Here is a 25,796-nt window from a genome sequence, read left to right on the forward strand (position 1 = left end):
CTCACCATTCGCCGGTGTTCGGCATCGATGCCCAGGGCTCGGCCGGCTCCAGCACACCGTCCTGCAGGATTTCGATCGAGATGTTGTCGGGGCTGCGCACGAAGGCCATGTGGCCGTCGCGCGGCGGGCGGTTGATCGTCACGCCGCCGTCCATCAGCCGCTGGCACGTCTCATAGATATTCTCGACCCGATAGGCGAGATGCCCGAAATTGCGCCCGCCGGTATAGACTTCGGCCTCGCCATCCTCCGGCGGCCAATTGTAGGTCAGTTCGACCTCGGCCTGGGCACGTTCGCCCGGCGCGTTCATATCTTCCGGCGTGGCCAGGAAGATCAGCGTGAAGCGACCCTTTTCGCTCTCCATGCGGCGCACTTCCTTCAGGCCGAGCAGTTCGAAGAAGCGGATCGTCGCGTCCGGATCGGTCACGCGGATCATGGTGTGAAGGTATTTCATCTGGCAGGCTCCGGTTGCAACGTGCCGTCTCAGATAGGGCGGGCAACGGCCGCCCGCCAGCTTTCAGGGCGTCGCAGCCGCGGTGAATTGCGCCAGTGCCGTGCGCGCGCTTCTGCCCGCGGGGGCATCGGGCGCGATCGCCACGGCGCGCTTCCACGCCGTCTTCGCGCCCGCCTCGTCGCCATCCAGCGCGGCAATGTTGCCCGCCTCCAATTGCACCGAGGCGTCGTCGCCGGACCGGCGTAGCGCCTCGGCGATGTCCTTTTTCGCGCGGGGCAGATCGTCCATCCGCCGCGCCAGCGTTGCCGAGAGCAGCCAGGCGAGCGGATCGGCCGAGGCCGTTTCCATCGCGAGATCGAGATCGCCGCGCGCCGCCTCCAATTCCTTGCTAGCCACCTGTGCGCGGGCGTGATCGAGATAGACTTCGCCCAGTTCGAGCCCGGTCAACGATCCCGCGGCGAGCGCGGCATCCAGCGCGGCGCGCGCCTTGGTCGCATCCTGCGCCGCCAGCCAGGCATTGCCGGCCTGTGCCCAGTAGGCCGCCGCCCGATTGTCCTTGGCCAGTTCCGCCGCACGCGCCGCCGCTTCGAATTCGGTCGCCGCCGCGTTCAGCTGGTTGGCGTTGGCATAGGATACGCCGAGGCACTGCCGTGCCAGCACGCCGCCGCCGGACAGCCGCCAGCGCGATCCTTCCTCGATCCCCGCTGCCGGGTCGTTGGCCGCCAGATCCATGCAATGTGCGTAGCGATCGGTCGGCGGGGGCGGGCCGGCTGGTGGAGGGCTGGTCTGGGCGGCGGCGAGCAGCAGCAAAGGCAGGATCATAAGCGGGCTATCACATCCTCGACCGCGCGGACGATCGCCGCGATATCCGCATCGCGCGACAGGCGGTGATCACCGTCCTTGACCAACACTGTCTGCACATCGGCTGAACGCAGCAGTTCGGCGAGCCGCGCGGTGCGCGTCCATGGCACGTCGCGATCGAGTTGACCCTGGACCAGTCGTACCGGCACATCGATCGCAATCTGGCCGAACATCAGCCGGTTGGCCTCGCCCGATGTCCAGAAGGCGTTGGTGTAGAGGGTCGGCTCCGGCCCATAGGGCGAGGCGCGCGTGACACGGCCTTCGCCGAGGATCTTCAATTTCTCGTCCGTCGTGAAGCCCCAGTCGGTGAAATCGGGCGCGGGTGCCACACCGACCAATCCGGCGACAAGATCGGGCCGGTCGCGCGCGACGAGCAGCATCAGCCACCCCCCTAGCGACGACCCGACGAGCACGGCCGGGCCGCCGGCAAGTCGTTCGAGCATCGCGACGACGTCGTCGCGCCAACCGGTGAGCGTCTGGTCCTCGAACGCGCCCTCGCTCTGCCCGCACCCGCCATAATCGAAGCGCAGGAAGGCGCGGCCGTTCTGCTTCGCCCAGGCTTCCAGCGCGAGCGCCTTGGTACCGGTCATGTCGCTGGCATAGCCCGGCAGGAAGACGATTGTCGGGCCGGTGCCTGGGGTGAGGTGATAGGCGAGGGCGGGGCGGGGTTCGGGGGTGTCGGTCATGACCGGCATTTAGGGGATCGGCGCTTAATTTACAGCCCGGCCCTTCGCCATTGTCCAAGGCCGGAAACAGGCGCGCAACGCCAGAACGCTGTCACGGTCCGTCACGGTCCGTCGCGGAGATCGAACGGTGCGCACCAGTGCGGTCCGTTCAGTACCGAGCGTCAGAGTGTACGTCCTCCACCGGCGGACCGCTTCGACGCGGTACCCCCGGTCCGCTGCTTGTCGGGCAGCAGACCGGGGGGCGGGTCGTCGCAGAGCGGGTCAGCGCGCTTCGGCAAAGTCCTTGAGCGCGGCGGCAAAGGCTGCCGGCTGGTCGAGCATCACGAAATGCGCGGCGTCGCCGATATCGACGTAGCGGACGTTCGGGGCCTTGGCGTAGGCACCGCGATAGGCGGCGTCGGCGCGGTCCTTGGGCAGCCTCGCGTTCCAGGGATAGACGATCGTGAGCGGCGTCTTGATGTCGGCCATGTCGCCACGCAGGTCGGTGGTGAGATCCTCGTAGAGCGCCTCACCGCTGACGCGAGGGTCGGTGGCGAGGAACCACGCTTTGACCTTAGCCTGCGATTCCGGCTTGAGCGCGAGGCCGTTCGCGGTGCCCTCCGCAACCGCGGCGTTGGCGGGCTGACCATAGCTGGCCACCATCGCGTCGCGCATGGCCTTGGCCCGAGGCTCCAGCATCGCGACGGTCGCGCCTGGAACGAAGATCTCGCCGACATATGGCAGGCTGTCGACGATCATCGCGCCCTGGAGGTGGTCCGGGTGCGCCTTGGCGAATTTGAGCGTGACAAGGCCGCCGAGCGAATGACCGACCAGCTTCGCGTCGGTGGCCTTTGTTTTTACGAGGAGACGGTCCAGATCTGCAACGACGCCATCGATCAGGCCGGGGCCGAGATTTTTGCCTGGCGCGTCTCCGGCGAAGCCGTTGATCTGGACGACGTAGACGCGGTGCGTCTTCGCCAGATCGGGAACCACCCCGTCCCATACGGCGCGGGGCGACGACAGTCCGGGGATCAGCACGATCGGCGAGCCGTTTCCGGACACCGAGACCGAGATGTGATCCATCTGCGTGACCGTCGGCGCGGTCGCGATGGTCTTGCAATGTCCGGCGGCGGGATGAAGCACCGCGCCGATCGTGAACAGGCTGGCGGCGATGCGGGCTTTCAGATGTGTGATCATGACTCTGTCTCCTTGGACGGGCTGGTGAAAATGTCTTCGATCGAACGGTCGAACAGTTCGGCGATGCGGAAGGCGAGGGGGAGCGAGGGATCGTAGCGACCCGTCTCGATCGCATTCACGCTCTGGCGGGAGACCTCGAGCCGGTCGGCGAGGTCGCCTTGGCTCCAGTCGCGTTCGGCACGGAGCACCTTGAGACGGTTCTTCATGCGCGGTCCGCCCGGTTGGTGAGAGCGTTGTAGCATCCGCCCGCACCGAGCCCAGCAAACCACACGACCGCGATGTAGTAGGCGTCGATGTGCCGCACGAGGTCGAAGCTTTCGAGGAAGCCCCATACCGTCGCCAAGCTGAGTGCGATGCCACTGGCGATGAGCGACTGGCGCACCATCATCATGCGGATATATTCGTCCTGCTCCTCGACGAAATATCGTCCGATCGCGCCGAATATGCCAACGATCGGCAGCGCTGGTAGGATCGCGGCGACATAAGCGAGCGGCCCGCTGATCAGATGACGGTTGAACGCGTAGACCGCCCCCATCAGCAGCACCGCGTACAGCAGGCTAAGCAAGATAACGGTCTTGTTATAGCGGCGCATCGCGCGGGTCGGTTTCTGGGCCATCGGTAAAGCTTCCTTTCGAATCAGTAAGGCAAGCTTTACATGTGGTCGTTGCGTAATGTCAAGCGAGCTTTGCATAAAGGCATGGTCAGTTGACACACGCAATTCGCTTCCTCATCCGTCACTCTCGCCAACGCGTCTCGCAGCGCCTAACTATATGCCGATGAAAGTCCTGATCCCGGCGCTCTGCCTGCTCCTCGCCGCCTGCTCGCAGAGCGTGGGGATGGGCAATGATGACGATGCGCTGTTCAATGTCGGCGGCGAGCCGATGATGCCGGGGACACGCCCGGTGCGGATCGGGGAGGGCGGGCCGGCCTTTGCCGCCTGCGCCAATGTCGCGCGCGTCGTGAATATTTCGGCCGAGGGCGAGACGTACCTGCCGGTGCGCGCCGCGCCGTTCCTGGAGGCGAGCGAGGTCCTGCGCCTGCCCAACGATTCCCGCCTGCTGGTGTGCACACGGTCGATCGATCAGCGCTGGCAGGGCGTGGTTGTGCCCCCGGCAAGCGCGCCGGATACGGACTGCGGCGTCGGCGCGCCGGTGGCGTCGCCGCGCGCTTATGCCGGGCCGTGCGTCAGCGGCTGGGTGGCGAGCGCGTTCGTGCGGGCGGTAGCGAACTGAGGTCGCGCGCCGCTACAGCGTGATCGCCGCCTTGAGGCCCAGGACCGCGACGTCCTTCTCGGCCGCGATGCCGCCGGGCTGATGGATGAGTTGCAAATTGGGGCGGAGCTCCAGCCAGTCGGCGGGGTGGATCGCGTAATAGATTTCGGCGGCATATTCGGCGCTGCGCACAGGAGCGCCGGGGGTCCGCCGGTCGGCCGCGACGGCGCGGCCGTTGACGTTGGTGCGCGCGAACCCGAGGCCGAGCACGTCGCCGGGCACGGCGGGGACCAGCCCCTTGTAGAACAGTCCGATCGCGACCTGATTGTCGGTCACCGAGGTTGCGCGATCGGCCTGGGTGACGTTCGCGAACACGCTGAGGCCGCGCACCGACTTGCCGTCCTTCGACGTTCCGCTGAGCTGTTGCTGTACGGCGAGGTAGACGCCGTAGCGGCTGGAGCGTTGCAACGGCGACAGGCCGGTGATCGCGATCGGCCGGCGGTTCGTATCGAGGAACACGTCGGCGCCATCGGCGGTCGCGATCCAGCCGCCCAACTTGTACGATGCGACATGGCCGGTGGCGCGCGACCAGCCGAATTCGACCGGGATCAGCACCCCGGTCGCGCCGTGGAAGTGGCCGATGAAGAAATCGTTGTCGAGATTGCGGGGATTGATCTCGTACACGGCCGTCTGGACGCGAAGATTCTCGCCAAGATCGACGCGCACCCGCGCGCCCCACTGGCTGATCGGCCAGTTCTGCCAGTAATCGCCGACCAGGTTGCCCGGCTGCGCGCCGCAGAAACTGAGGTTCTGGAAATGACAGGAAAAGCCTTCGAAATCCTCGCCGGGATTGGTGCGGCCGAGTTTCAACTCGACCCTGTCGCCGATGCGCTGTTCGTACCACAATTGCGTGACGCGCACCGTCTGGCCGCGGCCATAGACCTCCTGCACCTGTTGCAGCGCATCGATGCCGGCATCGGCGGTGAGATTGCGGCCGCGTCGCCAGGTGATCGTCGCCTGGAACGCGCCGCCCTTCAGGCCGGCCAGCTTGTCGAGATCGAGCAGGGCGCCGGCATCAAACTGACCGGTTTCACGAAACAGCTGCCGATCGCCGCCGGCGGGGTTGTACGCGCTTTCCGAAGTGTAGCGCGCCGTGAGGCCGATGCCGCGCGCGCCCAGCCGGGTGCGGATCTGCTGCCAGTCGCCGATCAACCCCGGCGGCGGCGTGTTCTGCGTGTCGCCGATCAGCGCGGACGGCGACTGGTCGCGAGGGCGCGATACGGGTGCGCGGGGCGGACGCTGCGTGTCGGAGGCCGGAGCGTCGGCCGAAGGTGTATCGGTGACCGCCTGTGCGTGCGCGCCGCCGAGCGGCAGGGCGCAGAAGAGCGCCGCGATGGTCAGGGTGGCGGTCGATCGCATCGGAAGTCTCCTTGGTCGAGCGACCCTTTAGGGTGTGATGCCTTTCGAGCAAGCATCCTTCCCCGGCGGAGGGCGGGGCCCAGCTGAAGGTCGTGGTCACGTCGCACAGTACCGAAACCTGTCCGTTGTCCGACCGGCCCCGGCCTCCGCCGCAGACGTGCTGACTGTCGATCGGCGCTCAGGTCTCCCTGCTCTCCCCCTTAACACCAAGCAAGCACCTTGCCGGTTTGCCTGAACGGATATCTCAGCCAGCAAATGCTTCCAGCGAGGAGAAGAGCGACGGCACGTCTGCGTCCCAGCTGTGGCGCGGGCCGATCGTCATACCGCCGTCGACGGTGATGTGTGTACCGGTGACGAAGCTGGCATCCGCGCTCGCCAGATAGGCGACGGCGGCGGCGATGTCTTCCGCGCGACCGGCGCGTTGCAGCGGCTGGGCCTTGGCGGCGATGTGGTTGATCGCGCCATTGGCCTGAGCAAGCTTCTCGCCCTCGATGCCCAGAGCCGAGGTGAAGATGTTGGTGGTAATGAAGCCGGGGCACACCGCGTTGACGCGAATATCGTAGCGCGACAGGTCCGCCGCCGCCATCTTCGTCAAATGGAGCACGCCGGCCTTGGCGACGGAATAGGCGGTGGGCGCGGCACCGGTCTGCAAGGCGGCGATCGAGGCAGTGTTGACGATCGCGCCGCCGCCGCCGCCGCGTTCCCGGCGCGCGATCATCAGCGGGGCGGCATAGCGGATGCCGAGCGCGACCGAGCGCAGCAGCAGCGCCAGGGTACGATCCCAATCGTCCGGCCTGATCTTGTCAATCGGATCGCGCGATCCGCCGGCGCCGGCATTGTTGAACACGACGTCGAGCCCGCCGGCCGAATCCACCGCGTGCATGATCGCCTGGATGTCGCCCGCCTGCATCACATCGGTGCGCAGGAAGTGGATCTTGCCGTTCGACATATCGGCGATCTCGCGCCCGCCGGCCTCGTCGATATCGCCGATCCAGACCTGGGCCCCTTCCTCGGCGAGCCGCAGAGCGGTGGCCTTGCCGATGCCCGAGGCACCGCCGGTTACCACGGCGTTCTTGCCGGTGAAGCGCATGTCATTCTCCCTGGAAGATTATCTTATATGTGGTTTTGCACAGCATAGTATGGGGTTTCACGCGGTCAACGCGCGGTTTTGGAATTTCGGGTTTGCGGCGGACGAACGATTGAGGCATCGAGCGGATATCCATCCGTCATCCTGAACTCGTTTCAGGATCCAGACGCGGTCGCTTGCCACAAGGGGCGCGCATCTGGGGTCGTCGACCGCGCATGGATGCTGAAACACGTTCAGCATGACCGTGAAAGAGGATGATATGGCACTCGACCCCGAAACCTTCGATGCGCTGATCGATACGGTGCGCCGCTTCGTGGCCGAACGGCTGCGGCCGCTGGAAGGTGCGGTCGAGGAGGCGGACGCCATTCCGGCTGAGATCGTGCAAGAGATGCGCGACATGGGCCTGTTCGGCCTGTCGATCGCCGAGGAATATGGCGGCCTGGGCCTGACGATGAGCGAGGAAGCGCGCGTCGCGATCGAACTCGGGCGGACGACGCCGGCATTCCGATCGACCTTCGGCACCAATGTCGGGATCGGATCGCAGGGCCTCGTCATGGCTGGCAACGCCGAACAGAAAGCCGCGTGGCTGCCGAGGATCGCCAGTGGCGAGATCATCACCAGCTTCGCGCTGACCGAGCCGGACGTGGGCAGCGACTCGGGCGCGGTGAAGACGCGCGCGACGTTTGACGGGCAGGCGTACCGGCTGAGCGGCACCAAGCGCTACATCACGAATGCCGACAAGGCCGACCTGTTCACCGTGATGGCGCGGACGAGCGAGGAACCCGGCGCGCGCGGCGTGTCCGCGTTCCTCGTGCCGCGCGATCTGACGGGCGTAGCGATCGGCGAGCCGGAAAAGAAGATGGGGCAGAAGGGCGCGAAGGTCGCCGACGTCATTTTCGACGACGTGATCGTGCCGGCGGAGAACCGACTGGGTGCCGAGGGCGAGGGGTTCAAGATTGCGATGCGCGTGCTCGATCGCGGGCGGCTGCACATCAGCGCAGTATGCGTCGGCGTGGCGGAACGGCTGATCGCCGATTGCGTGGCCTATGCGACGGAGCGCAAGCAGTTCGGCAAGCCGATCGCCGAGCATCAACTGATCCAGGGCATGATCGCGGATTCCAAGACCGAAGCGCTGGTGGCACGCGCCATGGTGCTGGAGACGGCGACGGCGAAGGATGCAGGCAAAGACGTGGTGATGGAATCGGCCGCGGCGAAGTATTTCGCGTCCGAGATGGTCGGCAGGGTTGCGGATCGCGCGGTGCAGATTTTCGGCGGGGCGGGCTATATCGCCGATTACGGGATCGAGCGGCTGTACCGCGATGTGCGGTTGTTCCGGATTTACGAAGGGACCAGCCAGATCCAGCAGATCATCATCGCGCGCGAGACAATCAAGCGCGGGGGTTGACCCGCGCAATGGCCGTCACCCCAGCGTAGGCGGGGGTCTCGCGGTGGCGTGCGGCGCGCCGGACCACAGGAAGACCCCAGCCTCTGCTGGGGTGACAAATTTGGGAGTGAATGCACATGGATACGACCAACCTCTTTCGCCTCGACGGGCGCACCGCACTCGTTACCGGCGGCTCGCGCGGGATCGGGAAGATGATCGCGGCAGGCTTCATCGCGCAGGGGGCGACGGTGTATATCTCCGCGCGCAAGGCCGATGTCTGTTTCCAAACGGCGCAAGAGTTGGGCGAGAAGTGCATTGCGCTGCCGCAGGACGTGTCGACCGTGGCCGGCTGCAAGGCACTGGCCGCGCAACTGGCCGAGCATACCGACAGCCTCGATATCCTGGTCAACAATGCCGGCGCGGCCTGGGGCGAGCCGTTCGAGGACTTCCCGGAAAAAGGCTGGGACAAGGTGATGGACCTGAACGTAAAGTCGCCCTTCTTCCTGACCCAGGCGCTGCACGCAGCGCTGAAACAGGCGGCGCGGCCGGACAAGCCGTCCAAGGTCATCAACATCACCTCGATCGACGGGCAGCGGCTGAACCCGTGGGAGACGTACAGCTATCACGCGTCGAAATCGGCGCTAATCTATCTGACCAAGCGGATGGCCGCACGGCTGGTGCAGGATTCGATCAATGTCACCTCGATCGCGCCGGGTGCCTTCGCCAGCGAGATGAACAAGGCGGCGCGCGACCACGGTTCGGAGATCGCCAAGGGCATTCCGGCGAAGCGCATCGGCGTGGACGAGGACATGGCCGGGGCGGCGATCTACCTGGCGAGCCGCGCCGGGGATTATGTGATCGGCGATACGATCACGGTCGATGGTGGACTGGTGCACGCCGCGCTGGGCACGTCGATCGACGCATGATCAGGCGGTGACATCCTGCGGGTGGTGCGGCACGAGGATCAGCGTGTCGCCTTCCACCCGCCAGGATTTTAGCCGCGATAAAACGTTCATACCGAGCACGCTCATGTCGCCGAACGCTGGCGACACGACGACGGGCACGTCGCGCGCGACGACATTGCCGATGTGCAGTACGGCGATCGTCGCGGTGCGGGCGCGGATAGGACCGTTGGCAGTTTGCAGCAGGACGGGGACGGCCGGGGTTTCCGGCCGGAGAATGGCGGTGGCGGCGGCGCGTTCCGACAGAGCGGTGATCGTCGCGCCGCTGTCGATCAGCATGCGCTGCGTGGCGCCGCCGATGCGCACGTCGACCCAGAAATGCCCGTCCGCCGCGATCGGCACGCGCAGCTCGCCGCCGACCGCCTGCTGCGCGCGCGGATCGTGGCCGAAAAGGTCGCCCAGGCGGGCGAGGCGCGGATCGAAACGCGCGCGCTCCTTCACCACCGGGACCAGGATGGCGAGCGCGACCCCGGCCAGTGCGAGCGTCAGCAGATTGCCGAACAGCCGGAAGCGCCGCGCCGCGATCAGCACCATCACGCCGGCGGCGATGACGACATAGAACGGCACGTTGCCCCCGAAGAGACCGTCGACCAGGTTGGCGAGCAGATCGTTCACGATGGGGAACATAGTATCGACCGAGGCTTCGTCCATAGCGGCGCTATGCGACCGGCCTTGCCCAGCGCGAAAATCGCGCTATGACGCGGCTCCCCATGGGGGCGATTAGCTCAGTTGGTAGAGCGTCTCGTTTACACCGAGAATGTCGGCGGTTCGAGCCCGTCATCGCCCACCACACCTTCTCGAGCATTTCCATGACATTCAGCTTTTTGGTGGAGCTGGCCCTGAGCATCATTGCGATGATGCCATCCGATGCTCAGGGTCGTGGGAATTCGAGCTTGCCGCCGATCAGAAGCCGATCGCAGCCGTTAGGCGGAAACGGCTGTCGTGGCCGTTGCTGCCGATCGCGCCCGAATAGCCGGCGATGATGGAAAACGTTTCGACCGGCCGCCATTCGAGATCGAGCGACACCGCCGCGCTGTCCCGCGACAGCGTTGCCCCGACAACGGTGAAGGGCAGCTGACCACCAACAAATTGCAGGGTCGACCGCGGCTGCGCGATGCCTAGAACATGTTGCCAGCCGAGTTGCGTTCGAGCGCTCAGCCCGCCGACCAACGGCGTGTCGGCGCGCACGCCAAGATTCGACATCGTGAACGTCTGATTCCTGGCCACCCCGACGAGCGCGGTTGCACCGGCAGATTCCGTGAACGCGTCGTTATGGACACGGTACGCTTCGATCCCGGCAAACGGTTGGACCGTGCCGCCAAGCAGTGGTCGCTTTACGCCCGCCTCTAGCAGTCCGTGGAGTACATTGCCGTCATAGTCAGAGTTGTGGATCGCGCTGTATCCAGTAAAGACAATGGAGCGCCGCACCTTATTATCGACCCACGAATACCCAACACTGCCGCGCAACGAGATCGGACCCAACGCGCCGCCGGCATAGCCCAGCAGATGCTTCCCCTTGACCGTCGCACTACTGGCCCGCTCATCTACGTTCAGCCGCGTTCGGGTATAGCCGCCAGCGATACCAGCGCGGAGGTGTTCCCCAACCGCGATATCGACGCCACCGAAGGCACCCCAGCCGCGCCGACCGACACTGGCCACACTAGGGCCACGATCGTCATTGCCGTCCAATCCGGTGATCTGACCCCAGATGCCATTGCCGGCCGACCGCGACAGGATCCGCGTGCGCACTGCATCCTCGCCCGCTTGCGCACCCTTGATCATGGCAGTGCGGAGCGACGCGTGGACCTCCCCTGAAAGGGCATCGAATGCTGTACGCACGATTGTGTCGTTAGGTTCGAGCGTCAGGGCAGCATAGGCGGCATTGCCGCCACCGAGCGCGGCAAAGGCAGGCGCCACCGATCGCTGGTTCAGGGTCTGCGCCAGCTCGGGCAGCGAGGGTGCACTGCGGGCGACATCGATGAATATGCCAGTCGCACTCTGTGCCAACCGTAATTCGGTGCCGCCCGTCGCGGTCTGGACCAGCGTGTAGGTGCCGATGACCCCGCCGGTCGCGGTCAGCAGCGTGTATCGCTGACCGATCACGTAGGTGCCGCCATCGCGGGTCACGGTCAGCAATGCGCCGTTGCCAATCGTTGCCGTGCCGCCGATCGCAATCCGATCGGACACTCCCGCAGCCGTCGTTTCGGCGATATAGTTGGATCCTGCCGCTTGGCTGAAATTGCCGGTCACGGCGATGGTGCCTGGGCTGTTCCCTGGCGATACCGTGCCGCCCGAGGCGATTGCCAGGTTCGCAACGGTGCCATTTCCGGCCAGCGCGCCGCCGCTCGCTACCGAGACCGCCGAGGGGAGCGTGCCGGCCAGCACGAGGCGTCCGCCAGTAATGCTGGTTGCGCCGAAAAACCCGGTCTGGGTGCCGATCGTCAGCGCCGCCGTACCGGATTTGACCAGCTGCCCGGTGCCGGCCAGCGTGCCGACGAACGAGCCATCGACAGGCTGGTTGAATACCAAGGTTCCCGCGTTGGAGATCAATCCGGTCAGCGTGGAGCTATCGCCGATCAGCGTTGCTGGGGCGGCAATGGTAATGCCGCTGATGTAACGCTGATTGCCCGAAAGTGTCCAACTGCCGCTATTTGCGGTCAAGGTCTCGAAGCCGGATGCGCCAGCAAAACTGCCCGATCCTGCCCCATTGAGCGTAACGCGATCATTGCCGCCGCCACCATTGACGCTGCCGGTGATGACTGAGCCGGTTATCAAGGCCAGCGTGTCGTCCCCATCACCCAGGTCGATTGCGCCGGCAGTGCCGCCAATAATTGTTCCGGAATTGATGATCGTGTCGTTGAACATGCCGGCCAGCGAAATCGCATAGCCGCTTCCCGCGCGGATTGTGCCCGCATTGGTGATATTGGTCGCGCTTCCGCTGACACTAACGGGACTGGTACGATAGTTGATGGAAATGACGTCAGCCAAACCCCGGAGCTCTGCCCCGCTGGCGACGATGACCGATGGGTAGCTGAGCGCATTCGCTGTCGTCCACAGGCCGCTGACAACTTCGAGGTTTTCGAACGAGCTGTTGAGAGGCAGCGCCACGCCGCCACTGCCGGCATTCACCAGCCGCAGCGTGTCGGTGCCGCCGCCTGCGTCGATGGTTCCGGTGATCGAAGCGGTGTTCGTTACCGTAACTCGATCATTGGCATTGCCGAGCGCCACCGAAGGCGATGACGTGGACTGAACGAAGATGGTTCCAGCGATCGTGAGATCTACGTTCACCGTGTTGGTGCCAACCCCCGAGATGGCGGCACCGCTAATGTTTGAAGCGATCCTTCCGGTCTGACCGATGTTGATGGTGAGCGGGCCGGCCAGCAAATCGGTGTAGGTGAGCCCGTTCGAGCCTGCCCCGGTTCCGGCGATCGTGCCATTTGTGGTCACTACCGTACCGCCGCCGGATAGCAGAAGCGTCGGCGCGTTGAAGGTGTTACCGTATAGGAAGCCGTTCGCCCCCACCGTGATATCGGCGGCCAAAGCGCGCGTGCCGTCGGCGGTTTGCGCCGAGATAGCGGCGACGCTGTTGCCAGGACCGGCGTTTCCACCGCGCAGCATGCCTTTGACGACGATTTTCGTACCGGAGCCCAGTATGGTCACCGCGCCAAACCCGGCTTGGCCATTGCCGGGAATAGCGAGCTGGCCGTCGCTATCGACCGTGAGGCCGGCGCCGGCCGCCAAAGTGACGCCACTGGCATAGCTTTGGATCCCGCCCAGCGTCCAGCTGCCGCTAGCGATTGCCAGCGTTTCGATGTTCGCGGTCCCACCGAGGGTACCGGCACCGGTGCCCGAGAGATTCAGGGTGTCGATACCGGTGCCGCCATCGACGAGGCCGGTGACCTTGCCGCCAGTGATCAAGCCGATGCGATCATTTCCCGAACCAAGCGAAACGGCTCCATTCACCGTGCCCGCGATTGAAACGATGGCATTCGCACCCGTCCCCGAGATCGCCGCTGCGTGCGCAGAACTTATCGTTCCGCCCGCGCCTACGGAGATCGCCACGTCGGTGCCCGGGCCTGGCCCATAGACAACAGCACTGCTATTCAGCCCGCTTGCCGACACCGATCCGGCGACGCTTAGGCTCGAGCCGCCCGCCAAGCCGATCGCCGTCGATCCAGAACCCGAGGTCGTCACGCTTCCCGTCGCGCCGACCGTTACCGCCGCCCTGAACGAAACGGGGCCGAAGAGATCAGTCGTCGTTGTGCTGATTGCCGGCGCGTTAGACCCGCTGGAACGGACGACGCCGTTGACCGTAATCGCGGCGTCGTTGCCAGATGTTGCGATCGCCGCGCTTTGATTTTGAAATGTTAAGACGCTGCCGTTACCCACGGTCTCTACCACAGCACCGCTGTTGACCACGATGGAGCTGTTCGATCCCAGCAGCACGCCGCGTGCGCCCGGACGAAGTGCCGTGATGGCGCCGGAATGACTGATAGTGACGCCATTTCCGGTAGTTACCGCGGTGCCGCCATTCGCGACGTCGAATATCTGGCTTCCGATTTCGGTGGTCAGCCGACCGGTGGCATTTACCGAAACAGTCGTCGTCCGCAACGACGCTCCGGCGGACGGATCGTCCAGCCTGACGACAGCGCCAGAGCGCACAACGATTTCAGTGCCGCTTGCACCGTTTGTTTCAGGATTTGGCGCTGCGGTATCGCAAACAACTGTAATCCCGGTCGTGACGCATCGTGCCTGGGCGGTCGAAGCAAAAAACACCTCGAGCGCAGCAATTCCCGCAGAGCAGAGAAATCTTGCACGCGTTTTAGTCAATGTTATCATCACATTCCCCCCGGTTTTGAAGGCAATGCCTATCGCGTAGACCGATGTCAATTGTCGAAATGAACGCTTTTAATGTCATTCAAATACAGCGTCGCCGCATTTTTCAGGCGCATTGATAGCGCGTATGGCGACGCCAAGTATTTTCTTCGTTTAGGCCAGCGTAATTGGACGTAGGGAGTGAAAAGGGTGGCCCTGTCAATGTGTTTTGGGGAGCATTGTCCGCGCCCGTTCTAAAGCGTACGTACCAGTCGAATGGCGGGGGCGATCCAGGGGGGGGCGGTGACGATCTGCTGTCGGCTGCCGGAGTCGAGCGGCAGGAGGTGGAGTTTGCCGCCGTCGCGGCCGATCAGGCGGGCGAACAGGAAGCGCCCGGCGGGGCGGGGGACGAGCACGTCGCGGTTGAGCGCATTGCCAAAGGCTTCGGGGGCGATCGTCTCGCACCAGATCTCGTCGCCGCGGCGATAGTCACCGACGCCGGCCGCCACGGTGATCGCGACCAGGCCGGGCGTGGGGACGGGTGCGGTGAGCGTGATCGGCTGCCTCGGCGAGGTGACGCCGGCGCCGTCGAGGATCGCGGCGACGGGGATGCCGCTGCGTTCGGGCAGGGTGACGAGATCGGCGGCGGTTACGCCCAGCGCGTCGGCGATGCGGTTGAGCCAGCCGACCGAGACGGTGCGGGTGCCGGTTTCGAGACGGCCGATCGTCTGCGCGGTGGTGGGCGGCACGCAGGCGCGGGCGACGTCGTCGAGCGTCATGCCCTTGGCGCGGCGGACTTCGCGGATGGCGGTGATCATATCACGGATTCCTAACCAGATCGGTTTTCTCTCTGTCCTACAAAGCTGACATTGTGGCAAGCCCCCCCCGACTCGGGCGATATGGGAGCGAGACGATGCGGCAATTGGCGGAACGGGGGATGGAGGGCGCGGGGCGGCGCAGCGTGACGGTCAATCTGGCGGAATCGCCGCTCGGATGGTTGCGCGCGCGCGGACTGATCGATGCGCGGCAGTTCGAGGCGGGCGAGCGGTTGCGCTGCGATTACGAAATGGCGGCGATGGGGCCGCGCGTAACGATGCGGTGGGAGGCGCGCGTGGATGGCGGGGCGGCGGGCCTCGACCCCAGTACCGCGCAGATCGCGGCGAAACGGCGCTTCGATGCCGCGATCGAGGCGGTCGGGCCGGGGCTGAACGACGTGCTGTGGCGCGTGGTGTGCGCGTGCGAGGGGCTGCCGGCGGCGGAAAAGGCGCTGGGCTGGCCGGTGCGCGCCGGACGGATCGTACTGACGCTGGCGCTCGACCGGCTGGCGGACCATTATGGTTTGCGATGAGCGACGACGAACAAGAGCAGGCGCGTGTGGTCGCGGTGGCGGCGGATGAGGAACACCGCTTCGCCAAGCCGCGCCGTGACGAGATCCGACTGATCGCCGGTCTGGGCGTGGAGGGCGACGCGCATCGGGGCGTCACGGTGCAGCATCTGTCGCGCAAGGCGAAGGATCCGAGCGTGCCGAACCTGCGCCAGGTGCATCTGATCCACGGCGAATTGTTTGACGAACTGGCGGCGCGTGGCTTCGCGGTGGCGCCGGGCGAGCTGGGCGAGAACGTGACGACGCGAGGGATCGGGTTGCTCGATCTGCCGGAGGACACGCTGCTGAAGCTGGGCGAAGAGGCGATCGTGCGGGTGACGGGCCTGCGCAATCCCTGCGTGCAGATCGACCGCTTCCAGAAGGGGTTGTTGGCGGCGACCTTGGACCGCACGCCGGATGGATCGCTGGTGCGCAAGGCCGGGGTGATGGCGGTGGTCGTCGCCGGCGGCGTGGTACGGGCGGGGGATACGGTGCGGGTGGAATTGCCCGCTGGGCCTGCGCGATCACTGGGGGTGGTTTGAGTGTTTGGCGCACCGTCATGCCGAACTCGTTTCGGCGTCGAGGCGCGGTCGCGTGCCGCGCGGACCCCGTCGATCTGGCAGATGACCACGCCTGGATCCCGAAACACGTTCGGGATGACGGGTGGGGCGGGGCCGAATATGCTAGAATGCCGAAGCGAACCCCAATCTGTCGAAAGGCCCGTTCATGCCGATCAAGCGCGAGATGATGATACGGCGCGATGCGCTGGAGCAGATAGCGATCAACGAGACGATCGCGCCCGGGCCGAAGGACGGCGAGGTGCTGCTGGAGATCGAGGCGTTCGCGCTGACCGCGAACAACGTGACCTATGCGGTGGTGGGCGAGACGGTGAAATACTGGAACTTCTTTCCCGCGGCCGAAGGCTGGGGGATCGTGCCGGTATGGGGCCATGCGCGGGTGACGGCGTCGCGGCATCCGGAGATCGCGGTGGGCGAGCGCGTCTATGGCTATCTGCCGATGGCGACGCATCTGATCGTGCAGCCGGGCAAGGTTTCGGCCGGGCTGTTCCGCGACATGGCGGAGCATCGCCGGCCGATGGCGACGGTGTATAACCAGTATAAGCGGCTCGCAGCCGACCCGTCGCACGATCCGGCGCGTGAGGATGTGCGCATGCTGTTTGAGCCCCTGTTCCTGACCAGCTTCCTGATCGAGGACCAGTTGCGCCGCGCCGACTGGCAGGGGGCTGGCAACGTGATCCTGACCAGTGCCTCCAGCAAGACGGCGATGGGCCTGGCGCATGTCGCGCGCGCCGCCAGCCCCGGCATCACGCGTATCTGCCTCACCAGCGGCGGCAATGCGGCGTTCGTCGAGGAGACGGGATTGTACGACCGGGTGGTCACGTACGATGCGCTCGACGAGCTGGAAATCGGCGGCAAGGCGGTGGTGGTGGATTTCGCCGGCAACGCCCAATTGCTGGCCGATCTCGCGGCGCGGCTGGGGGAGCAACTCGCTTATGTGCTGAAGGTCGGCGTGACGCATCACGACGAGGGTGAGGCGGTGCCGACCTCGGGACCGAAGCCGGTATGGTTCTTCGCGCCGGATGCCGCGGCGGCGTTGATCGCGGAGCAGGGGCCGGAGGCGTTCCAGGCGGGCGTAGCGGGGCGCTGGTCTGGTTTCTTGGCCGATGCGGACGGCTGGGTGACGGTCGACGCGCGGCGCGGAAGCGACGCGTTGCAGCAGGTGTGGCGCGATCAGGTGGCGGGACGCGCCAAGCCGGATGTGGGGTATGTGATGCGGTGGTGAGTCGAGGAGCGTAAGAAGCATTGTTGCGGTGGGCGGGTGACGGGCTTAGGTCTCGGGCATGCGGTTCGATTTCATTAAATGCCATGGCTCGGGTAACGACTTTCCGCTCATCGATGCGCGCGGGATCGTGCTCGACGATGCGATCTGGGCGGGGGTGGCGCGGGCGCTGGCGGATCGGCGCGGGCCGGTTGGCGGCGACGGACTGTTGCTGCTGACGGACGGCGACAAGACGCAGGCGTTCGGGATGCGGATGTTCAATTCGGACGGGTCCGAGGCGGAGACGTGCCTGAACGGATTGCGCTGCGTGGCGCGCGCCGGGTTCGAGGCGCTTGGGCTGGAGCGGGCCGAGGTGCATCTGAAGACCTCGGTCGCGCATGCCGAACTGGACCGGCCGCTGGCGGCAGGCGTCCATACGGTGCGCGAGACGGCGGGGCCGGCGGATCTCGATGTGACGCATTGGCCGTTATCGGCGCCGCTGACCGGCCTCGACGCCCACGAGATCGTCGAGCAGGTGATCCCGATGCTGCCGACGGCGCGACGCTTCACGGCCGTTGCGATGCCGAACCCGCATCTGGTGAGCTTTGACGAGGTGGTCGACGAGGACGAACTGGTGGCGGTCGGCACGGTCTGCGAGGCGGCGCCGGACTGGCTGCCCAATCGTGCCAACGTGTCGTTCGTTACAATGCGGGGGGACGGAATATTCGTGCGGACGTTCGAGCGCGGGGTGGGGCTGACGGACAGTTGCGGCAGCGCGATGGCGGCTTCGGTGTTCGCCGCATGCCTGACCGGGCGGCGCGAATTCGGCGTGGAGATGCGCGTGTTCAATCGCGGTGGGCTCGTGCTGGGGCAGGCGGAAAGCGACGGCATGGTGCGCCTGTCGGGCAATGCGACCTGGGAGTGGGCCGGATCGGCCGAGGTGGATGCGGCGCGAGGTATCGCCGGCGACCTGATCGTCACGCGGCACTATAACGACGAGATTGCCGCCTGGGCCGCGGTGATCGAAACGGCGGCCTGGATACAGGCGGAACCAAGCGCCTGACACGCGGTTTTTGCCTGGCAGCCGGATGGAACCCCGCGCTACAGGCTTGAGGGGCAGACCACTGGACCACGCGCGACCTTCCGACACCGGCTTCCTGACCGGCGGCGGCGAAATGGCGGACCTGATCCGCGATTTCGACTGGTCGGCCACGGGCATCGGCCCGATCGCGAGCTGGTCGCCGGTCCTGAAGACCGCCGTCGGGATGGTGGTCAATTCGCCGGTGCCGATGACGTTGTTGTGGGGCACGGACGGTCTGTTGATCTACAATCAGGCCTATGCCGAAATCGGCGGCGCACGGCATCCGGCGATGCTGGGGCGCGGCGTGGTGGAAAGTTGGCCCGAGGCGGCGGATTTCAACCGCAACGTGCTGCGCGTCGTAGGCGGCGGCGGCACGCTGCGCTATGCCGACCAGGAACTGACATTATACCGCAACGGCGCGGCCGAGCAGGTTTGGCTGGATCTCGATTACTCGCCGGTGCGCGACGAGGGCGGCCGCGTCGTCGGGGTCGTCGCGATCGTCATCGAGACGACCGGCCGCGTGCTGGCCGAGCGCCACTTGATCGCCGAGCATGATCTGATCGCGCAGATGTTCGAGCAGGCGCCCGGCTTCATGGCGATGATCGAGGGACCCAACCATCGCCTGACGATCACCAACCCGGCCTATGATCGGCTGATCGGGCGCGACGACGTGGCGGGGATGACCGTCGCCGAGGCGTTGCCCGAGGCAGCCGAGCAGGGTTTCGTTGCGATCCTCGACGAAGTCTATGCCAGCGGCGTGCCCTTCGCCGGCAGCGGCGTGCTGTTCCGGGTGGACGACCGAACGACGGGGCGGATCGAGGATCGCTACGTCGATTTCGTCTACCAGCCGATCCGCGACTTGCACGGCCAGGTGACGGGCATCTTTCTGCAAGGGTCGGACGTCAGCGAGCGCGTAGCCGGCGAGCAGGCGCTGCGGCGGAGTGAGGTGGCGTTGCAGCAGGCGCTGTCGGCGGGCGAGGGCATCGGATCGTGGGACTGGGACGTGGTGCTGGACGAGGTGCGCGCCGACGCGCGCTTCGCGCAGATGTACGGCGTGGATCCCGAACGGGCACGGGCAGGCGCGCCGATCGATGACTTCTTCGGCGGCATCCATCCCGAGGACAAGGCGCGGGTACAGGCGACGATCGCGCGGGCGCTCTCCGGCGAAGGCCATTTCTCGTCAGAATATCGACTGTTGCAGACGGACGGCGGCATCCGCTGGGTCGGGGCGCAGGGACGCGCGACCTTCGCCGAGGACGGGACGCCGCTGCGCCTGCCCGGCGTGACGTTCGACATCACGCGACGGAAGGGGGAGGAGGGGCGGCAGGCGGCGTTGATCGAGCTGAGCGACACGTTGCGCGACATCGCCGACCCGGGCGAGATCGCGTTCGCCGCGTCGCGCATCCTGGCGCGGACGATGGGCGTGTCGCGCGCCGGCTACGGCACGATCGACGCCGCGGCCGAGACGATCGGGATCGCGCACGACTGGACCGCGCCCGGTGCCGTCAGCATCGCCGGCGTGCTGCACTTCCGCGACTATGGCAGCTATATCGACCAGCTGAAGGCGGGCGAGACGGTGGCGATCACCGATGTCGAGACCGATCCGCGCACCGCCGGAACGGCGGACGCGCTGAAGCGCATCCAGGCCTGGTCGTTCGTCAACATGCCGCTGCTGGAGAAGGGCCGGTTCGTCGCGCTGGTGTTCGTCAATCACGAGCGCCCGCGCGAGTGGAGCGAGGACGACCTGTCGCTGATGCGCGAATTCGCCGAGCGCGTGCGCGTGGCGACCGAACGCGCGCGCGCCGAACTGGCCTTGCGCGCCGCGAACGAGACGCTGGAACAGCAGGTGGCGCTGCGCACTGCCGAGCTGGCCGAGAAGGAGGCGCGGTTGCGCGCGATCTTCGAGACGAGCTTCGGCTTCCAGGGGCTGCTGACGCCCGACGGACGGCTGGTGGATGCCAATGCGACCTCGCTGGTGGCGGCCGGCGTGACGATACGCGACGTCGCCGGGCGACCCTATTGGGAAACGCCGTGGTTTGCCGCCACACCGGGCATGGCGGACACGATCCGCGAGGGCGTGGCGCAGGCGGCGACCGGCGACGTGTTCCGGCAGGAGGTGCTGCTGAAGCTGCCGGTCGGCGGATGGCGCTGGTTCGACCTGGTGATGCGCGCGATCCGCGATTCGGCCGGCGAGGTGATCGGCATCGCGCCCGAGGCGAGCGAGACGACCGAGCGGCGCATGGCCGAGGAGGCGCTGAGGCAATCGCAGAAACTGGAGGCGATGGGCCAGCTGACCGGCGGGGTGGCGCACGATTTCAACAATCTGCTGACTCCGATCATCGGCAGCCTCGACCTGTTGCAGCGGCGCGGGATCGGCGGCGAGCGCGAGCAGCGCCTCGTCGCGGGCGGGCTGCAATCGGCCGAACGCGCCAAGACGCTGGTGCAGCGGCTGCTGGCGTTCGCGCGGCGCCAGCCGTTGCAGCCGCAGCCGGTGGATGTCGGGCAGGTGATCGGCGCGATGCGCGACCTGGTGGCGAGCAGTTCGGGCCCGCGCGTCCGGCTGGAGATCGCGGTGGCCGACGCGCTGCCCGCCGCGACCGCCGAGGTGAACCAGCTGGAGATGGCGCTGCTCAACCTGGCGGTGAACGCGCGCGATGCGATGCCGGATGGCGGCACGCTGACGATGCGCGCCGACACGGTGCGGGTCGCAGCCGGCGACGATCGCGTGCCGCCCGGCGCCTATGTGCGGATCGCGGTGAGCGATACCGGTAGCGGCATGGACGCGGCGACGCTGGCGCGCGCGATCGAGCCGTTCTTCTCGACCAAGGGGATCGGCAAGGGCACGGGCCTGGGCCTGTCGATGGTGCACGGGCTGACCTCGCAACTGGGCGGGGGGCTGCGGATCGACAGCCGGGTCGGGCTAGGCACGACGGTGGAGATGCTGTTGCCGGTCGCCGAGGCGGGCGCGGCGACGTCGGTGGACAGCGCGGCCGAAGCCCCGCGAAGCCGGGCGTCGGGCCGGGTGCTGCTGGTCGACGACGAGGAGGCGGTGCGCGCGGCGACCGCCGACATGCTGACCGAACTGGGCTATGACGTGACCGAGGCGGAGTCCGGGCCGGACGCGCTCGACTGGCTGGGGCGGCGCGGCTTCGACCTGCTGATCAGCGACCATATGATGCCGGGCATGGCCGGCACCGACGTGGCCCGCGCGGCGCTGACGCGCTTCCCGGCGCTGCGCGTGCTGATCATCTCGGGCTATGCCGAGGTGGAGAGCGTGGCGACCGACCTGCCACGACTGGCCAAGCCGTTCCGCGCGACCGACCTGGCGGACGCGATCGCGGGATTGCGGGAATAGAGGGCGCGGGGGTTTCCCAAGGTCGCTTCAGCCACATATTATAACGTTGCGGCAATTTCGCGGTAGATGATGCCCTGTCGCCACGGCTTACAAATTGTTGTGCCTTTTCAGGAAAAGCGGTGGAAATAAGCCGCTGGCACGATTCATGCTCCCTCACATTCGTTACTTTGAAGTTAGGGGTCATTATTATGCGTATCGCTGTTTCCACATTGGCTCTTGCTGCTGCCCTCATTGCAGCCGCTCCTGCGTCAGCCGCCACTTTTATCTTCACCTATTCCGGCACGAACGCGACCAACGGCGCATTCACCGCGACCGGCACCATCACGACGACGAATACCACGACGCTCGTCAATGGGCGCGCAGCCTACACGATCACCGGCATCACCGGCACGCGTAACGGCTCCGCCATCACCGGCCTGGTTCCGGCAGGCACCGATTTCGGTGGCGTGGCGATCGACAACTATATTTATGCCGCAACCCCCTACCTGACCGATGCCGGTTTCGGGTTCAGCGTTGCCGGCACGACGAACCTGTTCAACCCATATTATTTCGGCGGTGTGTATCAGGAATATGTCCGCAACGCCGCTGGTGGCGATGTTCAAAACACCTCGGGCGTGACGTTCACCCTGACGCAGGTTACCGCAGCCATTCCCGAACCGGCAACCTGGGGCATGATGATCCTCGGCTTCGGCATGATCGGTGCCGCCTCGCGCAGCCGCAAGGTCAAGACGACCGTCAAGTTCGCCTAACTCGTGGACCGGAAGGCGCGTGATGTGGAAGCATCGCGCGCCTTTCAGACGTCACTTCCAGCCGCGCCGACGACGTCGAATCCAGTCTCTGCGCAGTGATGATCAAGAGGGTAGACATGATGCGCACGTTTCCAGGTCTTACTGCATGCGTTCTGGTGCTTGGCTCGGCGGCAGCGCCAGCCAGTGCGACGACCATAAATTTCGACGTCCTGCCGGGCGGTGCGCCGGTGGCCGACATGACGCCGATCAGCACTCAGTACGCATCGCTCGGCGTTGTGTTTTCGGCGGTCCTCGGCAACGACACTAGCGTGCTGCCCGTCGCGACGAGCTATGCCGCCGGCCCCGCTGGCCCGAACTATTCCGGCAATTTCCTCGGCAATGCACCGAACGGCGCGCCCTTCACCACCGTTCCGGTGTTTCAGGTCACGCCGCGCTACGACATTCTTCGCCTGACCTTCGCCGGCGGTGCGAACAACGTGTCGCTGAGCCTGAACAACTTCTCGCTGGTGGGGCGGACGACGTTCAACGCCTACGACGCGAACGGCCTGCTGTTGCAGTCGTTCACGACGAACGCCGGCAATGGCTGGGAGATACGGTCCCTCAGCGTCAACAACGTGGCGCGGCTCGACCTGTTGAACAATGTGTTCAACGGTTCGCCCACGTTCTTCGGGATCGACCAACTGAACTATACCCTCAACGCATCGGCGGTCCCGGAAACCGCCACCTGGGGCATGATGATCCTGGGCTTCGGGATGATCGGTGCCGTGGCCCGCAGTCGGAAGATCAGGACGACCGTCCGCTTCGCCTGAAACGTTCTGTCGAGCATGACGAGCCGCCGCCCGAAAGGGCGGCGGCTTTTTGCTGTGCGCCGATGTGGACGGTCCAGAAAAAACCAAATAGGTTATTGTGATTGACATCGTCACGCTCATTGGGTACAAAACAGGAACATTGAAGACTTGCGAGTCGGGCCGGGGCGGCTCTTGCGAAACGGTGGTTGCGCAGGAGGGCGTCGCCGGCCCTTTTCGTATGCGGCCGGATCGCGGCGTGGCTGCGGTCGACCGACGACGATGCGGCGATGCGATTGGGGGGGTGCGATGGCGGCGGAGGACAAGGGCAAGGGCAAGGATTCCGGAGCGGGCATTGGTCCCGAGGCGGGGTCGGCAACGGGCGACCGGCCGGGCAAGGCGCGCGTGCACGTGCGGGTGACGCGAGGCGGCGAGGGCAAGGTCTCGCGCTGGAGCGCGACCGAGAAAGCGGTGTTCCTGGACGTGCTGTCGGCGACGGGCAACATCACCCGCTCGGCGCAGGCGGTGGGGCGGACCGGGCAGTCGGCGCACCATCAACGCCGGAGCGATGCGGCGTTCGCGGCGGATTGGGTCGCGGCGATCGAGGCGGCGTGCCTGAAGCTGCAGGCGTCGCTGGTGGCACGGGCGATCGGCGATCGCGACGAGGATGCTCCGGGGGCCGAGGCGGCGGGGGTATGCGCCACGTGCGGGGCGGAGCGCGGGCGTCCGTTCGATCCGGACTTGGCACTCGCCTTCCTGCGCTTCCGCGCGACAATGGACGGGAAACCACCGCGCGCCGGCGCGCCGGCGCATTATCGCCCGGTGCCGATCGCCGAGGTGGAGGCGTCGCTGACGCGGAAGATCGCCGCGATCGTGAAGGCGCGGGGCACGAAGCGGGCGGCGGGCGCGAAGAAAGGGTGAGGGCGCATGGACGGAACGGGGGCGGTGGAACGGGCGGTTCTGAATCAGATGGGGCTGGACCAGGTGGGGCTGGACCAGACGGGGCTGGACCAGATGGTGCTGGATCAGGTGGTGGCGGACCAGGTGGTGCTGGACCAGACTGCGGCCGAACAGGCGGCGGCCGAACGGGCGGCGATCGCGCGGGCGGTCGCCGCGCAGGCGGCGGCCGATGCCGCGGCGCGGGCGCGGATCCTGGCCGAACTGATGGGGCTGAGCGGGGTGGAATTGCAGGTGCTGTGGCGGCGCACGAGCGGGGCGATCAAGCACACGCTGGACGGCGACTGGCTGTTCTGGGCGCATGCCGGGCAGACGGCGCCGGCCGGCGACTGGCGGGTGTGGGTGATCCGGGCCGGACGCGGGTTCGGCAAGACGCGGGCGGGGGCGGAGTGGGTCAGCGGGATCGCGCGGGCCAGCCCGAAGGCGCGGATCGCGCTGGTCGGCGCGACGCGCGAGGACGTGCGCCGCGTGATGATCGAAGGCGAGGCCGGCCTGCTGGCGGTGGCGCGCAGCGACGAGCGGCTGGAATATTCCGCGACGGCGGGGGAGGTGAGGTTTCCCTCCGGTGCGTGCGGCTACGTCTTCGCGGCGAGCGCGCCGGAGAAATTGCGCGGGCCGGCGCATGACGCGGCATGGTGCGACGAACTGGCCAAGTGGCGCTACGGCGACGCGGCGTGGGACAATCTGGTGCTGGGCCTGCGCAAGGGCGACGCCCCGCGCGTGCTGGTGACGACCACGCCCAGGCCGGTCACGCTGATGCGCCGCGTGCTGAGCGGCAAGGACGTGACCGAGACGACCGGGCGGACCTATGACAATCCGCATCTGCCCGACGCGTTCGTCAGCTCGGTCGAGGATCTCTATGCCGGATCGCGGCTCGGGCGGCAGGAACTGGACGGCGAGCTGATCGACGATGTCGAGGGGGCGTTGTGGACGCGGGCGATGATCGAGGCGTGCCGCGTGCGGAGCGAGGCGGCCCCGCCGCGCGACGCTCTGGTGCGGGTGGTGGTCGCGGTGGATCCGCCGGCGGGGACGGTGTCGGGCGTCGGCGGCGATGCGTGCGGCATCGTGTGCGTCGCGCTGGGCGGCGACGGGCTGGGCTATGTGCTGGAGGATGCGACGGTGGCGGGCGGGTCGCCCGAAGGCTGGGCGCGCGCGGTGGCGGCGTGCGCCCAGCGGTGGCACGCCGACCGGGTGGTGGCGGAGCGCAACCAGGGCGGCGAGATGGTGCGCAGCGTGCTGAAGGCGGCGGATGCCGCGCTGCCGATCACGCTGGTGCATGCGAGCCGGGGCAAGGTGGCGCGGGCCGAGCCGGTGGCCGCGTTGTACGAGACCGGGCGGGTGCGGCATGTCGGCGCCGGGCTGGGCGCACTGGAGGATGAACTCTGCGGCCTGGTGGTCGGCGGCGCGTATGTCGGGGCGGGCGTCGGTGCCGGCGGGCAATCGCCGGACCGGGCGGATGCGCTGATCTGGGCGCTGACGGAACTGATGCTGGGCCGCCGGGCGAAGGCGGCGGTGCGACCGCTGTGACCGTGCCATTCCGGCACGACCCGCGAAGTGTTGCGGCGTGTTGCATATGGGATTCATATGGAAATTCGGGCGTGGGCGCGGCGGGTTAAAGCGGGGTTCATTCTTCCGGGATCGGGGCGATCGGCGCCGCATCCGATGGGGAATGCAA

The 25,796-nt window shown here is 66.5% G+C and carries 23 protein-coding genes and 1 tRNA gene; 13 read left to right on the forward strand and 11 right to left on the reverse strand.

Annotated elements, in window-relative coordinates; genetic code table 11:
* Position 1: 1 nt before the first annotated feature.
* The 6 genes from ASG11_RS03915 to ASG11_RS03940 form a co-directional block, all read right to left on the reverse strand.
* On the reverse strand, positions 2–451 hold the full coding sequence (locus ASG11_RS03915) for a VOC family protein (RefSeq protein ID WP_055775445.1): 450 nt from the start codon (positions 449–451) through the stop codon (positions 2–4).
* Between the two features lie 63 nt (positions 452–514).
* The gene (locus ASG11_RS03920; protein ID WP_201781267.1) at positions 515–1,273 is read right to left on the reverse strand and encodes a hypothetical protein; all 759 of its coding nucleotides are present in this window, start codon (positions 1,271–1,273) and stop codon (positions 515–517) included.
* On the reverse strand, positions 1,270–1,998 hold the full coding sequence (locus ASG11_RS03925; RefSeq protein WP_055780216.1) for an alpha/beta fold hydrolase: 729 nt from the start codon (positions 1,996–1,998) through the stop codon (positions 1,270–1,272). Before ASG11_RS03925 ends, ASG11_RS03920 begins: the two co-directional genes overlap by 4 nt.
* A gap of 261 nt (positions 1,999–2,259) precedes the next feature.
* A complete protein-coding gene (locus tag ASG11_RS03930) occupies positions 2,260–3,174 on the reverse strand; it encodes an alpha/beta fold hydrolase (protein WP_055775448.1) in 915 nt (304 codons plus the stop codon).
* The gene (locus tag ASG11_RS03935; RefSeq protein ID WP_055775451.1) at positions 3,171–3,380 is read right to left on the reverse strand and encodes a helix-turn-helix transcriptional regulator; all 210 of its coding nucleotides are present in this window, start codon (positions 3,378–3,380) and stop codon (positions 3,171–3,173) included. The genes ASG11_RS03930 and ASG11_RS03935 overlap by 4 nt, the downstream gene beginning before the upstream one ends.
* A complete protein-coding gene (locus ASG11_RS03940; RefSeq protein WP_055775454.1) occupies positions 3,377–3,790 on the reverse strand; it encodes a hypothetical protein in 414 nt (137 codons plus the stop codon). The genes ASG11_RS03935 and ASG11_RS03940 overlap by 4 nt, the downstream gene beginning before the upstream one ends.
* A 154-nt stretch (positions 3,791–3,944) precedes the next feature.
* Here ASG11_RS03940 and ASG11_RS03945 point away from each other — a divergent pair, with 154 nt between their 5' ends.
* A complete protein-coding gene (locus ASG11_RS03945; RefSeq protein WP_330218887.1) occupies positions 3,945–4,406 on the forward strand; it encodes a hypothetical protein in 462 nt (153 codons plus the stop codon).
* Positions 4,407–4,418: 12 nt separating this feature from the next.
* Here ASG11_RS03945 and ASG11_RS03950 read toward each other — a convergent pair whose 3' ends face one another.
* A complete protein-coding gene (locus ASG11_RS03950; protein WP_082472569.1) occupies positions 4,419–5,804 on the reverse strand; it encodes a carbohydrate porin in 1,386 nt (461 codons plus the stop codon).
* A 244-nt stretch (positions 5,805–6,048) separates the two neighbouring features.
* On the reverse strand, positions 6,049–6,894 hold the full coding sequence (locus tag ASG11_RS03955; protein WP_055775457.1) for an SDR family NAD(P)-dependent oxidoreductase: 846 nt from the start codon (positions 6,892–6,894) through the stop codon (positions 6,049–6,051).
* Positions 6,895–7,150: 256 nt separating this feature from the next.
* Between ASG11_RS03955 and ASG11_RS03960 the strand changes: the two genes are divergently transcribed.
* Positions 7,151–8,296 (forward strand): acyl-CoA dehydrogenase family protein, encoded by a 1,146-nt coding sequence (locus ASG11_RS03960; protein ID WP_055780226.1) that lies wholly within the window; start codon positions 7,151–7,153, stop codon positions 8,294–8,296.
* A gap of 116 nt (positions 8,297–8,412) precedes the next feature.
* A complete protein-coding gene (locus tag ASG11_RS03965; RefSeq protein ID WP_055775460.1) occupies positions 8,413–9,201 on the forward strand; it encodes an SDR family oxidoreductase in 789 nt (262 codons plus the stop codon).
* Here the strand turns inward: ASG11_RS03965 and ASG11_RS03970 are convergent, their stop codons facing one another.
* Positions 9,202–9,888, reverse strand: a complete 687-nt coding sequence (locus ASG11_RS03970; protein WP_236697367.1) for a retropepsin-like aspartic protease family protein — start codon at positions 9,886–9,888, stop codon at positions 9,202–9,204. It abuts the gene before it with no gap.
* 63 nt (positions 9,889–9,951) lie between these two features.
* On the opposite strand from ASG11_RS03970, the gene ASG11_RS03975 reads away from it, so the two are divergent.
* Positions 9,952–10,027 (forward strand) — tRNA-Val (locus ASG11_RS03975).
* 113 nt (positions 10,028–10,140) lie between these two features.
* Here the strand turns inward: ASG11_RS03975 and ASG11_RS03980 are convergent.
* Together ASG11_RS03980 and ASG11_RS03985 are read right to left on the reverse strand one after the other, a co-directional pair.
* Positions 10,141–14,076, reverse strand: coding sequence for an autotransporter domain-containing protein (locus ASG11_RS03980; protein WP_082472570.1), 3,936 nt, complete (start codon positions 14,074–14,076; stop codon positions 10,141–10,143).
* A gap of 230 nt (positions 14,077–14,306) precedes the next feature.
* The gene (locus ASG11_RS03985) at positions 14,307–14,870 is read right to left on the reverse strand and encodes a helix-turn-helix domain-containing protein (protein WP_055775464.1); all 564 of its coding nucleotides are present in this window, start codon (positions 14,868–14,870) and stop codon (positions 14,307–14,309) included.
* Positions 14,871–14,965: 95 nt separating this feature from the next.
* Here ASG11_RS03985 and ASG11_RS03990 point away from each other — a divergent pair, with 95 nt between their 5' ends.
* The 9 genes from ASG11_RS03990 (at position 14,966) to ASG11_RS04030 (ending at position 25,648) form a co-directional block, all read left to right on the forward strand.
* The gene (locus ASG11_RS03990) at positions 14,966–15,400 is read left to right on the forward strand and encodes a DUF6456 domain-containing protein (protein WP_055775467.1); all 435 of its coding nucleotides are present in this window, start codon (positions 14,966–14,968) and stop codon (positions 15,398–15,400) included.
* Positions 15,397–15,957 carry an MOSC domain-containing protein gene (locus tag ASG11_RS03995; RefSeq protein ID WP_055775470.1) on the forward strand — a complete coding sequence of 187 codons (561 nt, stop codon included), beginning with the start codon at positions 15,397–15,399 and terminating at the stop codon, positions 15,955–15,957. Before ASG11_RS03990 ends, ASG11_RS03995 begins: the two co-directional genes overlap by 4 nt.
* Before the next feature lie 184 nt (positions 15,958–16,141).
* A complete protein-coding gene (locus tag ASG11_RS04000) occupies positions 16,142–17,218 on the forward strand; it encodes a DUF2855 family protein (RefSeq protein WP_055775473.1) in 1,077 nt (358 codons plus the stop codon).
* A 58-nt stretch (positions 17,219–17,276) separates the two neighbouring features.
* Entirely contained in the window at positions 17,277–18,257 is a 981-nt protein-coding gene (gene dapF, locus ASG11_RS04005) for a diaminopimelate epimerase (RefSeq protein ID WP_055775476.1), read from the forward strand.
* Positions 18,258–18,303: 46 nt separating this feature from the next.
* Entirely contained in the window at positions 18,304–21,630 is a 3,327-nt protein-coding gene (locus ASG11_RS04010) for a PAS domain-containing protein (protein WP_168371691.1), read from the forward strand.
* 188 nt (positions 21,631–21,818) lie between these two features.
* Positions 21,819–22,379 (forward strand): PEPxxWA-CTERM sorting domain-containing protein, encoded by a 561-nt coding sequence (locus ASG11_RS04015; RefSeq protein ID WP_082472572.1) that lies wholly within the window; start codon positions 21,819–21,821, stop codon positions 22,377–22,379.
* Between the two features lie 119 nt (positions 22,380–22,498).
* On the forward strand, positions 22,499–23,188 hold the full coding sequence (locus tag ASG11_RS04020; RefSeq protein WP_236697368.1) for a PEPxxWA-CTERM sorting domain-containing protein: 690 nt from the start codon (positions 22,499–22,501) through the stop codon (positions 23,186–23,188).
* A gap of 285 nt (positions 23,189–23,473) precedes the next feature.
* Entirely contained in the window at positions 23,474–24,085 is a 612-nt protein-coding gene (locus ASG11_RS04025) for a hypothetical protein (protein ID WP_055775488.1), read from the forward strand.
* 243 nt (positions 24,086–24,328) lie between these two features.
* Positions 24,329–25,648, forward strand: coding sequence for a DNA-packaging protein (locus tag ASG11_RS04030; RefSeq protein WP_055780233.1), 1,320 nt, complete (start codon positions 24,329–24,331; stop codon positions 25,646–25,648).
* Positions 25,649–25,796 lie beyond the last annotated feature (148 nt).

The sequence above is a fragment of the Sphingomonas sp. Leaf357 genome, from assembly GCF_001423845.1.
Lineage (GTDB): Bacteria > Pseudomonadota > Alphaproteobacteria > Sphingomonadales > Sphingomonadaceae > Sphingomonas.